This is a genomic window from Streptomyces sp. NPDC090442 (assembly GCF_044769405.1).
GTDB lineage: Bacteria > Actinomycetota > Actinomycetes > Streptomycetales > Streptomycetaceae > Streptomyces.
Genome location: NZ_JBIVXW010000064.1, coordinates 1 through 14,931, shown reverse-complemented (window position 1 = coordinate 14,931; position 14,931 = coordinate 1). Strand labels below are relative to the sequence as shown.

12 protein-coding genes are annotated in these 14,931 nt (G+C 73.9%); 2 read left to right on the top strand and 10 right to left on the bottom strand.

Features of this window, described 5'->3' with window-relative positions:
- Window positions 1–4 precede the first annotated feature (4 nt).
- Window positions 5–1,516 (bottom strand): 4-hydroxyphenylacetate 3-hydroxylase N-terminal domain-containing protein, encoded by a 1,512-nt coding sequence (locus ACIQU6_RS33565; RefSeq protein WP_403485511.1) that lies wholly within the window; start codon window positions 1,514–1,516, stop codon window positions 5–7.
- 420 nt (window positions 1,517–1,936) lie between these two features.
- Between ACIQU6_RS33565 and ACIQU6_RS33560 the strand changes: the two genes are divergently transcribed.
- Window positions 1,937–3,088 carry a sensor histidine kinase gene (locus ACIQU6_RS33560; protein WP_403485510.1) on the top strand — a complete coding sequence of 384 codons (1,152 nt, stop codon included), beginning with the start codon at window positions 1,937–1,939 and terminating at the stop codon, window positions 3,086–3,088.
- Window positions 3,089–3,232: 144 nt separating this feature from the next.
- Window positions 3,233–3,937 carry a hypothetical protein gene (locus ACIQU6_RS33555; RefSeq protein WP_403485509.1) on the top strand — a complete coding sequence of 235 codons (705 nt, stop codon included), beginning with the start codon at window positions 3,233–3,235 and terminating at the stop codon, window positions 3,935–3,937.
- Between the two features lie 43 nt (window positions 3,938–3,980).
- Here ACIQU6_RS33555 and ACIQU6_RS33550 read toward each other — a convergent pair whose 3' ends face one another.
- The 9 genes from ACIQU6_RS33550 to ACIQU6_RS33510 form a co-directional block, all read right to left on the bottom strand.
- Window positions 3,981–5,252, bottom strand: a complete 1,272-nt coding sequence (locus tag ACIQU6_RS33550; protein ID WP_403485508.1) for an activator-dependent family glycosyltransferase — start codon at window positions 5,250–5,252, stop codon at window positions 3,981–3,983.
- A 41-nt stretch (window positions 5,253–5,293) separates the two neighbouring features.
- Window positions 5,294–6,583 (bottom strand): activator-dependent family glycosyltransferase, encoded by a 1,290-nt coding sequence (locus tag ACIQU6_RS33545; RefSeq protein ID WP_403485507.1) that lies wholly within the window; start codon window positions 6,581–6,583, stop codon window positions 5,294–5,296.
- 20 nt (window positions 6,584–6,603) lie between these two features.
- Window positions 6,604–7,881: an activator-dependent family glycosyltransferase gene (locus tag ACIQU6_RS33540; RefSeq protein WP_403485506.1), complete on the bottom strand. Its 1,278-nt coding sequence runs from the start codon at window positions 7,879–7,881 to the stop codon at window positions 6,604–6,606.
- Between the two features lie 10 nt (window positions 7,882–7,891).
- Window positions 7,892–9,187, bottom strand: a complete 1,296-nt coding sequence (locus tag ACIQU6_RS33535) for an activator-dependent family glycosyltransferase (RefSeq protein WP_403485505.1) — start codon at window positions 9,185–9,187, stop codon at window positions 7,892–7,894.
- Window positions 9,188–9,191: 4 nt separating this feature from the next.
- The gene (locus ACIQU6_RS33530) at window positions 9,192–10,496 is read right to left on the bottom strand and encodes an activator-dependent family glycosyltransferase (RefSeq protein WP_403485504.1); all 1,305 of its coding nucleotides are present in this window, start codon (window positions 10,494–10,496) and stop codon (window positions 9,192–9,194) included.
- A gap of 53 nt (window positions 10,497–10,549) precedes the next feature.
- Window positions 10,550–11,827 (bottom strand): activator-dependent family glycosyltransferase, encoded by a 1,278-nt coding sequence (locus ACIQU6_RS33525; RefSeq protein WP_403485503.1) that lies wholly within the window; start codon window positions 11,825–11,827, stop codon window positions 10,550–10,552.
- A gap of 10 nt (window positions 11,828–11,837) precedes the next feature.
- Window positions 11,838–13,127, bottom strand: a complete 1,290-nt coding sequence (locus tag ACIQU6_RS33520) for an activator-dependent family glycosyltransferase (RefSeq protein ID WP_403485502.1) — start codon at window positions 13,125–13,127, stop codon at window positions 11,838–11,840.
- Window positions 13,128–13,148: 21 nt separating this feature from the next.
- The gene (locus ACIQU6_RS33515; protein ID WP_403485501.1) at window positions 13,149–14,156 is read right to left on the bottom strand and encodes an NAD-dependent epimerase/dehydratase family protein; all 1,008 of its coding nucleotides are present in this window, start codon (window positions 14,154–14,156) and stop codon (window positions 13,149–13,151) included.
- A gap of 74 nt (window positions 14,157–14,230) precedes the next feature.
- Window positions 14,231–14,809 (bottom strand): GNAT family N-acetyltransferase, encoded by a 579-nt coding sequence (locus tag ACIQU6_RS33510; protein ID WP_403485500.1) that lies wholly within the window; start codon window positions 14,807–14,809, stop codon window positions 14,231–14,233.
- Between the last annotated feature and the right edge of the window lie 122 nt (window positions 14,810–14,931).

The window sequence follows — 14,931 nt, the reverse complement described above, 5'->3', positions numbered from 1 at the left end:
CGCGTCAGCCCCCGGTGGCCAGGCGCGGCAGGTCCTCCGGGCCGAACAGGTCCGGCCGGGTCCAGCCGTCGAGGTCGTACTCGGACAGGCACTGGTCCGCGAACCCCTTGAGGGAGTCGGCCTGGCCGCGCGCCTGGTAGCTCAGCAGGGTCTGCACGCGGATGCCCTCGTGGTCGCCGCCGTAGTTCCGCTCGTACAGCTCGTGCCGGCCGGCGAACTCGGTGCCGACCGCGTCCCACAGCAGCTTCAGCAGCTTGACCCGGTCCACCGCCTCGACGCCGCGCGAGCCGCGCAGATAGCGGTCCAGGTACGGGCGGATCTGCGGGTTCTTCCAGTCGCTGGAGTGCGAGTTGAGGTAGATCAGACCGCTGCCGACGGTCTGCTGGATGATCTCCTTGATCCGCGGATAGCCGATGCCCATGAACGTCCGGTACGCCAGGCCGTAGTTGAGGTTGGGCTGGACGGCGCCGTTGTGCCACGGGGTGGGCGACTTCGCCATCGCGTCGGACATGCCCCAGAACATGTCGCGCCAGTTGAGCACCTCGCCGATCTGCGCCTGGACGCCGCGGAAGCCGGAGGTGCCGGTGACCTCGACGGCCTTCAGCAGGCACCCGGCGATGAAGTCCAGCTTCACCGCGAGCCGGGTGCAGCCGTGGAAGGTGAAGCGCTCCAGGAAGCCGGAGCGGGTGGCGAACACGTTGGCCGACACCGCGTCGTAGGAGAACACGTTCTCCCAGGGGACCAGCACCCGGTCCAGGACCATGATCGAGTCGTTCTCGTCCAGCCGGCTGGAGAGCGGGTAGTCGAAGGGGCTGCCCAGCAGGGCGGCGTGCATCTCGTAGGAGGTGCGGCAGAACAGCTTCAGGCCGGGGGCGTTCATCGGGACCGTGAACATCGCGCCGAACCGCTTGTCCCGCAGCGGCAGGCCCATGTGCGCGATGAGGTTGGCGTTGGTCAGCGCGGAGGACGTCGCCACGACCTTGGCGCCGGACACCACCAGCCCGGCGTCGGTCTCCTCCTCCACGTGCACGCAGACGTCGGCCGTCCGGTCGGCGGGCCGGTCGCGGTCCACCGGCGGGTGGACGATCGCGTGGTTGAAGAAGAGCACCTGCTCCTGGGCCCGGCGGTACCACTGGCGCGCGTTGTCCTTGAACGGCCCGTAGAAGTCCGCGTTGGCCTCCAACGTCCCGAAGAACGCGGCCTTGTAGTCGGGGGTGCGGCCCATCCAGCCGTACACCAGGCGCTGCCAGGCGACGATCGCGTCGCGGGCGGCGACCAGGTCCTCGGAGCTCCTGGCGGTCTTGAAGAACGGGTGGGTGAAGCCGCCGTTGCCGGTGTCGGTGGGGACGCTCAGCACGCCGCGGGACTCCGGTGCGTGCAGCACGTCGTAGAGCTGCGCGAGCGAGCGGGCGCTGTTGCGGAACGCGGGGTGCGCGGTGACGTCCGCGACCCGTTCGCCGTGGATGTAGACCTCGCGCCCGTCCCGCAGGGACTCCAGGTAGCTGGCACCGGTCATCGGACGGGAACCGTTTTGTGCGTCTTTATTCGGACCTGGCGCTGTGGTCAACTCGGCCTTCTCTCGCGGAAAAGGGCAGCCGGCCTGCGGCGGCTGCCTCGGCGGCGGGGCATGGGGGAGCATCCGGACGGCGGGCACCCGCGGCGGGCGGCTGGCGCGCAACGGCCGGCCGCCGCACCGGACTTGGGGTCCTGGTGGGGCGCGCCACGGGTCGGGAACGGGGAGCGGAACGAGAGCGGAAACCCTCCGCCGGGCCGCTCCGGCAAGGGGCCGGCCCGTCCCGCCGGCGAGACGGGGACGGGCGTCGGCGAGGCCGTCCCGGGGAGCTGCCCGAGACTAAAGTCTCCGACGGTCCGACCAAGGTATCGTCCACCGCCCGACCCGTCCTCGGGAAGGGATCACGCCGGTAAAGTCCGAAGCGTGCCCGACTCCGTGACCGCTTCCGTGCCCGTCCGGCGGAGTCCACGGGACTGGACCGTGGACACCGCGCTGTTCCTGCTTGCGGTGGCCTACGGCGTCCTCTCCGCGAAGGGCCGGGGGCAGGCCGATCCCGGGCTCGGCGTCAACTGGTGGTACGTCGAGCAACTGGCCGGGGTGTTCGGCTGCGTCCTGCTGTGGCTGCGCCGGCGCAAGCCGGTCGAGGTCGCCTTCGTGTTGATCGGCCTCTCGGTGCTGTTCGAGATGGTCGCCGGCGCGATGTTGGTCGCGCTGTTCTCGGTCGCCGTGCACCGCTCCCCGCGGACCACCGCGGTGGTCTACACGGCCAGCCTGCTGCCGGTCGTCTCCGATGTCTTCATCCGCCCCGACGCGGCCCTGCCGGCCTTCCACTTCTTCCTCTTCGGCACCATCGTCCAGGCCGGCGCGGTCGGTTGGGGGCTCTTCATCCACCACCGGCGGAAGCTGCTGGTGCAGGTCGCGGCGGAGGCCGCGCTGCGTGCCGAACAGGTCCAGTTGCGGGCCCGGGAGGAGGTGGCCCGGGAGATGCACGACGTGCTGGGCCACCGGCTCTCGCTGCTGGCGCTGCACGCCGGCGCCCTGGAGTACCGCCCCGACGCCCCCACCGCGGACGTCGCCCGGACCGCGGGGGTGATCCGGGAGAGCGCGCACCAGGCGCTCCAGGACCTGCGCCAGGTGCTGGGCGTGCTGCGGGCCCCGGCCGGTGAACTGCCCCAGCCGACCCTGGCCGACGTGCACCGGCTTGTCGCAGAGTCGTGTGCGGCGGGAATGCGGGTACGGCTGCTCAAGGAGATCCCGGAGGCCGCCCCCGACCTGATCGGCCGCACGGTCTACCGGGTCGTGCAGGAAGCGCTCACCAACGTCCGCAAGCACGCCCCCGGGGCGACGGCGCGGGTCGAGGTGACCGGCAGGGCGGGGGAGGGGCTCAGGGTCGAGGTGGCCAACGCCGCGGCCGGCGGCCGGCCCACCGGCCAGGCGGCGGGCGACGCCGCCGGGCAGGGGCTGGCGGGGCTGGCCGAGCGGGTGGCGCTGGCCGGCGGGCGACTGGAGTACGGCCCGGCCGCGGACGGCGGTTGGGAGGTCACGGCGGCGCTGCCGTGGCCGCGGGAGGCGTAGGGCCGGCCGGGAGCCGCCGCCGGGCCGGAACCCGGCCGGGCGGTGCGCACGGAGCGGCCGCGCGCCGCGCACGCACGGACTTTTCTGATGTCAAGGGGCGCCCCCGCGCGGGGTATCCGAGCAACGAGTGGGAGTGATCTAGCTGTGCCGAAAGAGCTGAACCCGAAGACCGACCAGCCGACGGTGGTCGCCGAGCCGATCCTGGGCCAAGTGCTCGTCTGCGTGGTGTTCGGGCTGATCGGGGCCGGGCTCGGCTGGCTGATCAAGGTCGTCGCGAAGTGGCTGGTCACGCTGCCCTGGGCGCCCATGCAGGGGCCGGCGAAGCTGCTGTCCTCGATCCCCGAACCCGGGCTCACCATCGGGGTGGTGGCCGCCGGCGGCCTCGTCGGGCTGATCGGCGGGGCGATCATCAAGTTCAGCGAGCTGTCGGTCAGCGTCGACGGCGACCGCGTCGTCCTCACGCGCAAGGGCGAGCCCCGGGAGTACGCCGGCGCCGACGTCGCCATGGCCTTCCTCGACGGCAAGCAGCTGGTGCTGCTCGGCCACCGCACCGAGGAACTCGCCCGGGAGGACTGCGACCAGGACCGCCGTCGGCTGGCGGTGGCGTTCGCCGCGCACGGCTACACGTGGGCCGAGGAGGACCCGTACAAGAAGGAGTTCCAGCTCTGGGTGCCGGAGAGCGGGAAGCTGCCCGCGCAGGCGCACGTGCTGTTCCGGGCCCGCGAGGAGCTGCTGAAGAAGCCCGGGTCGTCCGACCAACTCCGGGAGCTGCGCGGGGAACTCGCCGACGCCGGCGTGGTCGTGCGCGACAAGGACAAGCGGCAGTACTGGCGCGCGACGCGGCGCTGAGGCCGGTGGGGCGGCACCGACGCCGCCCCGCGGCCTCGCCCCCTCAGCCGCGCGCCGCGGCCACCCGCTCCGTCAACTCCCGGGCCACCGCGTTGGCGTGCGGCACGTCCAGCAGCTCGTCCCGCAGGTCCCGGGCCCGCCGCGGGAAGGCGGCGTCCTCCAACAGCCGGAGCACACCGGCCCGGACACTCTCCCCGGTGGCCCGGGTGGCGTGCGTGGTGAGGCCGGCGCCGTGCGCGGCCAGCCGCGCCGACAGCAGCGGCTGGTCCACGTCCCAGGGCAGCGCCAGTTGGGGCACGCCGTAGAACGCCGCGGTGGTGAGGGTGCCGACCCCGGCGTGGTGGATGACCGCCGAGCAGGTCGGCAGCAGCGCCTGCATCGGCACGTACGGCACCAGGCGGGCGTTGTCCGGGACCCGCGCCAGGCGCTGTCGGGCCGCGTCGCTGACGGTGGCCACCAGCTCGATGTCCAGGTCGGCGACGGAGTCCAGGACGTCCTGGACGTCGACCGGGTAGGGCAGGCCGTGGTCGCTGACCGTGAGCCCCAACGTCAGGGCCACCCGGGGGCGTTGCGGCGGCTCCCACAGCCAGCGGGGGACGACCGCCGGCCCGCCGTAGGGGGTGAACCGCAGCGAGCGGTAGTCGAGCCCGGGCGCATGGACCTGGAGCGACGGCGGCAGCAGGTCGATGCTGAACTGGCCGGTGACCAGGGACTCGCTGAACTCCCCGCCGTTCTTGCGCGCGTAGCCGGCCAGCCAGGCGCCCAGCGGGTCGTCGGCGTCCCCGCCCGGCCGCTGTGCGGACAGCCGCAGGAAGTGCTGCCGGGCGATCCCGTACACGTCCGCGCCGATCAGCATCCGGGCGTGCGCGGCGCCGGTCGCCTCGGCCGCGATCGCGCCGGCGAAGGTCAGCGGCTCCCAGACCACCAGGTCGGGCTTCCAGTGCCGGGCGTACTCGGTGAGCGCGCCGGCCAGCGGCGCATTGGTCATCTTGTGCGCGGCCTCGACCCGGACCCGGTAGGCGTCCCGCAGCCAGTCCAGGGTGATGTCCCCGGGCGCGCGCTCCGCGGCGTCGTACGGCTCGGCCAGGCCCGGCGCCAGCCGCGCGCCGGCGCCGTTGAGCCGGCCGGCGACCTGCCACAGGTCGCGGTCGCTGCCGACCGGCACCGCGGTGAGCCCGGCCTGGGTGACGGCCCCGGCCAGCTTCGGTTGGCAGGCCACCCGCACGTCGTGGCCGGCGGTGCGCAGCGCCCAGGCGAGCGGTGCCATCAGCAGGAAGTGGGTGCGCTCGGGATAGCAGGTGAACAGAATGCGCATGGTGGGTCGGATCCGTCTCCTCGTCGGCGCCGTGGGCGCCGTCAGCGGTGGTCGTGCGGGGCGCCGGTGCGGTGCCGGGCGGTGAGCTCTTCCAGGCGGGGGACGAGCTGGTTGGGGGTGGGCAGGGCGAGGGTCTCGTCGCGCAGCGCCCCGGCCCGGGCGGTGAACCGCGGTTCGGCCAGCAGGCGTTGGACGGCGGCGCGGATGGCCTCCCCGGTCGCCCCGGTGTGCGGGAGCTCCAGGCCGGCGCCGTGCTCGGCCAACTTCCGGGCCAGCAAAGGCTCGTCGAAGCTGTACGGGATCGACAGTTGCGGAACGCCGTACCGCGCGACGGTGCCCAGCGTGCCGGGCCCGGCGTGGTGGATGACGGCCGCGCAGGTCGGCGCCAGCGCGTGCAGCGGCACGAACGGGAGCAGCCGGGCGTTGTCCGGGACGCGGTGCAGCTTGGCCCGCTCGGCGTCGGCGAGGGTGGCGACGACCTCGATGTCCAGCGCGCCCAGGGCGTCGAGGACGTCCTGGGCGCCGATGGTGTAGCCGTCGAAGAGGTCGGTGGCGGTGAGCCCCATCGTCAGCGCCACCCGCGGCCGGGCGGGCCGGGACCACAGCCACCCCGGGACCGTCGCCGGCCCGTTGTAGGGGACGAACTGCATGCGCAGGTAGTCGAGTTCGGGCGCCTCGATCTGGAGGCCGCGGGGGAACTGGTCGACGGTGAAGTGGCCGGTGACCATGGACTCGGTGAACTCGGCGCCGTACTTGCGGGCGTAGGCGCCCAGCCAGTCGGCGAGGTGGTCGGCCCGTTCGCCGGCCGGCCGCTCGGCCTTCAGTCGCAGGAAGTGCGCGCGGGCGACGCCGAACACGTCGGCGCCGAAGAGGAGTCGGGCGTGCGCGGCGCCGGTGGCGGTGGCCGCGATCGGGCCGGCGTAGGTGAGCGGGTCCCACAGGACCAGGTCCGGCCGCCAGTGCCGGGCGAACTCCACCAGGCCGGCGATCATCGGGAAGTTCTCCGGCTTGTGGCCCTTCTCGACCGCGTCGTAGTAGCCGTTGAGCATCGGCTCCCAGCGTGCCCTCGACGGGTCCTCGGCCGCGTCCCAGGGGGCGTGCAGCCCGACCCGGGCCGCTTCGAGCCCGTCGGGGTCCCGCCGCGCCATCCGGAACACATCGCTGTCCCGGCCCACCGGCACGGCGGTGAGCCCGGCCTGCGTGACGACCGGTGCGAACGAGGGCTGGCAGGCGAAGCGGACCTCGTGGCCGGCGGTGCGCAGGGCCCAGGCCAGCGGCACCATGCTCAGGAAGATCGTCTTTTCCGGGATGACGGTGAACAGGACGCGCATCTGGGTGCCCTCCAGGGTCTTCAGGCGGGGGTGGTGCGGTGGCGGGCGGTGAGCTCTTCGAGGCGGGGGACGAGCTGGTTGGGGGTGGGCAGGGCGAGCGTCTCGTCGCGCAGCGCCCCGGCCCGGGCGGTGAACCGCGGTTCGGTCAACAGGCGTTGGACGGCGTCGCGGACCGCCGGGCCGCTCGCGCGGCTGGTGTGGAGGTCGAGGCCGGCGCCGTGGGCGGTGAGCTTGTCGGCCAGGATCGGCTGGTCCCAGTGGTAGTGCAGGGACAGATGGGGCACGGGGTGGCGGGCGACGGTGGCCAGGGTGGCGGCGCCGGCGTGGTGGATGAAGGCGGAGCAGGTGGGGGCGAGGTGGTGGATCGGGACGTAGGGGACCAGGCGCGCGTTGTCCGGGATGTGGCGCAGCTTGGCCTTCTCGGCGTCGGCGAGGGTGGCGACGAGTTCGATGTCGAGGTCGGCCAGGGAGTCCAGCACCTCTTGGGTGTTGACGGTGTAGCCGTCGTAGATGTCGGTGGCGCTCAGGCCCATGGTGAGGGCGACGCGGGGCTTCTCCGGTTGTTTCCAGAGCCACTTGGGTACGGTCGCGGGGCCGCCGTAGGGGATGAACTGGGTGCGGACGTAGTCGAGTTCGGGCGCCTCGATCTGGAGGCTGCGGGGGAACTGGTCGATGGTGAAGTGGCCGGTGGCCAGGGACTCGGTGAACTCGGCGCCGTACTTGCGGGCGTAGCCGCCCAGCCAGTCGGCCAGCGGATCGGCCCGTTCGCCGACCGGCCGCTCGGCCTTCAGCCGCAGGAAGTGGTCCCGAGCCACGCCGAACACGTCGATGCCGAAGAGGAGTCGGGCGTGCGCGGCGCCGGTGGCGGCGGCCGCGATCGCGCCGGCGTAGGCGAACGGCTCCCAGATCACCAGGTCCGGCTGCCAGTGCCGGGCGAACTCCACCAGGTCCGCGATCATCGGGAAGTTGTCCTCCCGCAGGGAGCTCACGGCCAGCTCGTAGCCCTCCCGCAGGTGATCCCAGGTCGCCCGCGCGGGATCCGCCGCGACGTCCCAGGGGGCTGGCAGGCCGACCCGGGCCGCGGCGATCGCCTCGGGGTCGACGAAGTCCAGCATCCGGAACGGGTTCTGGCGCCGCCCGACGGGGACGGCGGTCAGGCCGGCCTGGGTGAGGGTCGGGCCGAAGGCGGGCTGGCTGGCGAAGCGGACCTCGTGGCCGGCGGTGCGCAGCGCCCAGGCCACGGGCGCCATGTACTGGAAGATGCTCTTGTGGGGACTGGTGGCGAACAGGACGCGCATGGCGTGGGCCTCACGGGGTTCGTCGGGCGGGGGAGCGGAACTCGGCGGTCAGGCGCTCCAGTTCGGGCACCAGCTCGTTGGGTGTCGGCAGCGCGGCCAGCTCGTCCCGCAGGGCGCTCGCCCGCTCCCGGAAGCCGGGCTCGCCCAGCAGCCGCAGCACCGCCTCGCGCACCGCCGCGGGGGTCGCCCGGTCGGCCTCGATCACCAGCGAGCCCCCTTGGGCCGCGGCCTGGCGGGCCAGCGTGGGCCCGTCGAAGTCCCAGGGCAACAGCAGCTGCGGCACGGGGTGTTGGGCCATCGTCAGCAGCGTGCCGAAGCCGGCGTGGTGGATGGCCAGGCTGCACGTCGGGGCGAGGGCGTGCAGCGGGACGTAGGGCACCAGGCGGGCGTTGTCCGGGACCCGCGTCAGCTTGCGCTGCTCGGCCTCGGGGACGGTGGCGACCACCTCGATGTCGAGGTCGGCCAGCGAGGCGAGGACGTCCTGGACGCTGAACTCGTAGCCGGCGCCGTGGTCGGTGGCGCTCACGCCCATGGTCAGCGCCACCCGGGGCCGCTCGGGCGGGGTCCACAGCCACCGGGGCACCGTCGCCGGCCCGCCGTAGGGGACGAACCGCATCGGCAGGGTGCGCAGCGAGCTCTCCAGCCGCAGCGACGCCGGGAGTTGGTCGACGGTGAAGTGGCCGGTGACCAGGGACTCGGTGAACTCCCCGCCGTGCAGGCGGGCGTAGCCGCCCAGCCAGTCGGCGAGCGGATCGGTGCGCTCCGCCGGCGGCTGCTCCGCGCGCAGCCGCAGGAAGTGGTCGCGGGTGACGCCGAAGGCGTCCACACTCCACAACAGTCGGCCGTGCGCGGCCCCGCACGCCGCCGCGGCGATCGGGGCGGCCATCGCCAGTGGCTCCCACAGGACGAGGTCGGGCCGCCAGGCGCGGGCGAAGCGGACCAGGTCGGCGATCATCGGAAAGCTGGCCGGCCTGTGCCACAGGCGCACGATCTCCTCGTAGCCGGCGGTCAGACGGGACCAGGTGGCCCGCCCGGGGTCGTGCGCCGCGTCGTACGGCGCGGGCAGGCCGAACTCCGGGCGGTAGGACCAGTCCGGGAGGGTGTGCATCTGGCGGCGCAGCAGCTCCCACAGGTCGTAGTCCCGGCCGACCGGCACGGCGGTCAGCCCGGCCTGGGTGATCACGTCGGTGAACCACGGAGTGCCGGCGACCCGCACCTCGTGGCCCGCGGTGCGCAGCGCCCACGCCAGCGGCAGCAGCGGCAGCACGTGCGCCTTCTCGGGGTTGGCGACGAACAGGACCCGCACGACGTCAGCCCCCGCTCACGGTGGTGGCCGCGGCGTGCTCCCGCCGCTCGGCGACGAACCGCTCCAGCGTGGGCACCATGGCGTTGGGGGTGGGCTGGGCGAGCATGGCGTCCCGCAGCTCGGCCGCGCCCTGGCGGATGCCCGGGTCGGACAGCAGCCTGAGCACCGCGTCCCGGACGTCCGCGCCGGTGGCCTCCTTGGGGTTGAGCCGCAGCCCGGCGCCGACCCGGGTGACGCCCTCGGCGAGCGCCGGGCCGTCGTTGTCCCAGGGGAGGGTCAGTTGGGGCAGTCCGCGCAGTGCGGTGGTGGCGAGGGTGCCGAAGCCGGCGTGGTGGATGACCGCGTCGCAGGTGGCGGCGAGCGCGTCCAGCGGCAGGAAGGACGCCACCGTGGTGTTGTCCGGGATCCGCTCCAGCTTGCGCTGCTCGGCCTCGGCGAGGGTGGCGACCAGCTCGATGTCCAGGTCGCCGAGCGCGTCCAGGACGTCCTGCACGCCCACCGCGTACTCCCCGCCGTGTCCGGTGGTGCTCAGCCCCAGGGTGAGCGCCACCCGCGGTCGCTCGGGCGGGCGCCGCAGCCAGGCGGGGACGGTGGCGGGGCCGCCGTAGGGCACGTACCGCAGCGGCAGGTAGGTCAGGCCGCCGGCGCGGCGCTGGAGGCACTCCGGGACCAGGTCCACGGTGGCCTGGCCGGTGATCAGCTCCTCGCCGAACTCCCCGCCGTACTTGCGGGCGTAGCCGCCCAGCCAGTCGGCCATCGGGTCGGTGCGCTCGCCGGCCGGCTGCCGCGCCTTGAGCCGCAGGAAGTGCTCGCGGGCCACGCCGTACATGTCGATGCCGAAGAGCAGCCGGGCATGGGCGGCGCCGACGGCCTGGGCGGCGAGCGCGCCGGCGTAGGTGAGCGGTTCCCACAGGACCAGGTCCGGCTGCCAGTGCCGGGCGAACTCCACCAGGTCGGCGATCATCGGCACGTTGCTGGTCTTGTGCCAGCGCTCGACCTGCGCCGCGTAGCCCTGGCCGAGGTACTCCCAGGTGATCTCCTCGGCCGGCCGGTCGGCCACGTCGTACGGCAGCGGCATGCCGCCCCGGTCGGACTGGCCCAGCCAACTCGGGTCGCGGGCCAGGAGCTGCCACAGGTCCCGGTCCCGGCCCACGGGGACGGCGGTGAGCCCGGCCTGGGTGATCTCCCCGGTGAACTTCGGCTGGCTGGCGAAGCGGACCTCGTGGCCGGCGGTGCGCAGCGCCCAGGCCAGGGGCGCCATGAGCAGGAAGTGCGTGCGCTCCGGATAGGCGGTGAACAGGACTCGCATGGGTGGCCTTCCAGGGGGTCTTCCGGTGGATTCCGGCGGGTTCAGGCAGGTGTTCAGGCGGGGGTGGTGCGGTGGCGGGCGGTGAGCTCTTCGAGGTGGGGGACGAGCTGGTTGGGGGTGGGCAGGGCGAGGGTCTCGTCCCGCAGCGCGGCGGCCCGGGTGGTGAACCGGGCCTCGGTGAGCAGGCGTTGGACGGCGTCGCGGACGGCCGGGCCGCTCGCGCGGCTGGTGTGGAGGTCGAGGCCGGCGCCGTGGGCGGTGAGCTTGCGGGCCAGGATCGGCTGGTCGTAGTGGTAGTGCAGGGAGAGGTGGGGGACGGGGTGGCGGGCGACGGTGGCGAGGGTGGCGGCGCCGGCGTGGTGGATGAAGGCGGAGCAGGTGGGGGCGAGGTGGTGGATCGGGACGTAGGGGACCAGGCGCGCGTTGTCCGGGATGTGGCGCAGCTTGGCCTTCTCGGCGTCGGCGAGGGTGGCGACGAGTTCGATGTCGAGGTCGGCCAGGGAGTCCAGCACCTCTTGGGTGTTGACGGTGTAGCCGTCGTAGATGTCGGTGGCGCTCAGGCCCATGGTGAGGGCGACGCGGGGCTTCTCCGGTTGTTTCCAGAGCCACTTGGGTACGGTCGCGGGGCCGCCGTAGGGGATGAACTGGGTGCGGACGTAGTCGAGTTCGGGCGCCTCGATCTGGAGGCTGCGGGGGAACTGGTCGATGGTGAAGTGGCCGGTGACCATGGACTCGGTGAACTCGGCGCCGTACTTGCGGGCGTAGCCGCCCAGCCAGTCGGCCAGTGGGTCCGCCTGCTCGGCCGCCGGCTGCCGCGCCTTGAGCCGCAGGAACTGCCGGCGGACGCCGCCGTGCACGTCGATGCCGAAGAGCAGCCGGGCGTGGGCGGCGCCGACGGCGGTGGCCGCGATCGGGCCGGCGAAGGTCAGCGGGTCCCAGATCACCAGGTCCGGCTGCCAGTGCCGGGCGAACTCCACCAGGCCGGCGATCATCGGGAAGGCGGTCTGGCGGTGCCGGTCGGCCACCGCGCGGGCCATGCCGGGCGCCAGGTACTCCCAGGTGTCCTTCCCCGGGTCGGTGAACGCGTCGTACGGCTCCTCGATGCCCGCCCGGCCCGCGTCGAACCCGTTCTTGGTCGCGCGGGCCGCCCAGAGCTTGGCGTGGTCGCGGCCGACGGGGACGGCGGTCAGGCCGGCCTGGGTGACGGTCGGCGCGAAGTCGGGCTGGCTGGCGAAGCGGACCTCGTGGCCGGCGGTGCGCAGCGCCCAGGCCAGCGGCGCCATGTACTGGAAGATGCTCTTGTGCGGGTTGGTGGCGAACAGGACGCGCATGGCGTGGGCCTCACTGGGGTCGTCGGGCGGGGGAGCGGAACTCGGCGGTCAGGCGCTCCAGTTCGGGCACCAGCTCGTTCGGCGACGGCAGCGCGCGGAACTGGTCGCGCAGCTCCGTGGCCGCCCGCGCGAAGCCCGGCTCGCCCAGCACCCGCAGCAGGCTGTCCCGCACCGCCCGGCCGGTGGCCCGGTCGGCGCGGACGGTCAGCACCGCGCCCTGGGCGGCCGCCCGCCGGGCCAGTTCCGGCTCGTCGAAGTCCCAGGGCACGGCGACCTGGGGGACCGGGTTGAGGGTCGTGGTCAGGAAGGTCCCCGGGCCGGCGTGGTTGATCACCGCGCTGCAGGTGGGCAGCAGGGCGTGCAGCGGCACGTACGACACCACCCGGGCGTTGTCCGGGATCCGCCGCAACTTGCGCTGCTCGGACTCGGCGAGGGTGGCGACCACCTCGATGTCCAGGCCGTCCAGCGCCTCCAGGATGTCCCCGACGTCGGCGATGTGACCGGCGAAGCGGCTGGTGGCGGCGATGCCCAGGGTGAGCGCCACCCGGGGCCGCTCGGGCGGGGTCCACAGCCACCGGGGCACCGTCGCCGGCCCGCCGTAGGGCACGTACCGCATCGGCACGTAGCGCACGCCGTCCGCGGCCATCCGCAGCGAGGGCGGGAACTGGTCCAGGGAGAAGTGGCCGGTGGCCAGGGACTCGGTGAACTCGCCGCCGTACTTGCGGGCGTAGGCCCCCAGCCAGTCGGCGAGCGGGTCGGCCTGCTCGGCCGCCGGCTGCCGCGCCCTGAGGGCCAGGAAGCGGCTGCGGGTCAGGCCCAGCACGTCGATGCTCCACAACAGCCGGGCGTGGGCGGCGCCGACGGCCTGGGCGGCGATCGCGCCGGCGTAGGCGAGCGGCTCCCACAGGACCAGGTCCGGCTGCCAGTGGCGGGCGAACTCCACCAGGTCGGCGGTCATGGGGAAGTTGTCGGTCTTGTGCCAGTGGCCGACGACCCGCTCGTAACCGGCCCGCAGCGTCGGCCAGTCGAGCGCCTCCAGCGGCGTCTCGGCGGCGCTGTAGGGGGCGGGCAGGCCCTTGCGCTCGGCCTCCATCCGGTCCGGGTCGAGCTGCGGCAGCCGCCAGATCGGGCGGTCGCTGCCCACGGGGACGGCGGTGAGCCCGGCCTGGGTGATGACGGACGCGAACTTCGGCGGGGCCGCGACGCGGACCTCGTGGCCGGCGGTGCGCAGCGCCCACGCCAGCGGCACCATCTGCTGGAACAGGCTCTTGTCCGGGGTGGTGGTGAACAGTACTCGCATGGTGTCCCTCGTCGGTGGCGATCAGGCGGGGGTGCGCTGCTGCTGCGCGACGGCGGCGGCGATCCGGTCCAGCCCCTCGCGGAGCGGTACCCGCGGGGCCCAGCCGGTGACGTCCCGGAACGCGGGGGAGCGCAGGACGAAGTCGATCCGGTCCGTCGGCATGGCGTACGCGGCCGGGGCGCTCGCCACGACGGGCACCGGCGGCCGGCCGGTCTGCCGGGACACCGCCTGCGCGATCGCCGCGAACAGCTCGGCGACGCTGGTCTGTTCACCGGTGCCGATCTCCCAGGCCCGGCCCGCGACCGCGTCCAGCGCGTCCAGGGCCGCGGTGAACGCCCGGGCCGCGTCGTCGATGCCGAGCAGGTCGCGCTTGGCGGTACCGCCGTGCCAGACGGTGAGCGGCCGGCCCTCGACGGCGCGCCGGGTCATGCTGGCGACCACCCCGCGATCGAGGTCGGCCGGGTCGGTGCCGAGGCTGTAGAGGGTGGACAGCCGCAGGGTGCTGCCGCGGACCAGGCCCTCGGCCGTGGCGTCCGCGATGGCCCGCTCCGCGGCCAGCTTGTGCCGGTCGTAGGCGGTCAGCAGCTCCTCGGGCCGGACGCCGGCGGCGGCCAGCTCCGCGGGCACCTGGGCGGACTGGGAGAGCGAACCGGCGAACAGCAGGGCCGGCGGGCGCGCCGGGCGCCGGGCCCGGACGGCGTCGAGCACGTCGTGCACCAGGCCGAGGTTGACGCGCTCGGCCAGCGTGTCGCCGTCCGCCACCCGCCAGGTGCCGGAGCCGGAGATGTGCGCGACGAGGTGCACGACGACGTCCGAGCCGGCGATCGCGTCGGCGACCGCGCCGGGCGCGGTGAGGTCGACCCGGCGCTGTTCGATCCGGGCGGCGGGGTGCGGCGGCAGCGTCACCGGGCGGCGGCCGACGAGCCGGAGACGGACCAGCCGGCTCGCCAACTCCCGGCTGACGGCCGTACCGAGCAGGCCCGAGGCCCCGAGGACGGTGATCAGCGGTCCCGTTCCGTGACCTGGCACTGGTTCTCCTTGCAGTCCTGTTGCGGTGGGTGGCGGCGCCGCGCGGCGGGCGCCGGACGGGGTGTCGGTCGGGGTCACGCGGCGGCGGGCGGGCGGTTCGGGTCGGTGCGCCAACTCCGGCCCGGCCCCAGGACGTCGTCGAGGTCGCCGTCGACGTGCCGCTCCCACTCGGCCCGTTCGAGCTGGAAGGTGTGCAGGTCCCAGTGGCGGCCGCGGAAATAGAGGAAGTCGCCCAGCACTGCGGTGGCGGTGTCGTCCTCCGGCGCGATGCCGACCGAGCCGAACGTGGCCGCGGTGGTCTGGGCGATCACCTTGGCGATGTCGAACATCGCGAAGGCGTAGTTGATCGTCAGGTAGATCGCCTCGGAACCGACGCCCAGCCGGGCGCGCGCGGGATCCAGATAGACCCCGGCCTTGACGTGCCCGGCCTGGTCGAGCCCGTGCAGCGTGCTGAAGCCCAACAGGTCGCCGCTGCCCCGGCGGGTGACGAGGAAGGCCGCGTCGCACGCGGACAGGTCGCGGTTGCCCGCGCGCCCGCTGGGGCTGACGCTCTCGATTCCGGTGCTCAGCATGGTGCGGATCAGGTCCGCGTGGTCCGCGGCGGAGGCCGGGCGGAAGGCGAGGCGGCGGGACGTGGTGTGCGGGAAGAGCACGGTGGTCGTCCAATCTTCTCCGGTGGTGGCCTAGGGCGCTTCTGACGGATCTCCGTGGAGGAAGGAGCGGCGTCTGGTGCGTGCGATCGCAAGGCGCCGGGATGTCTTCATAGCGGAGCTAT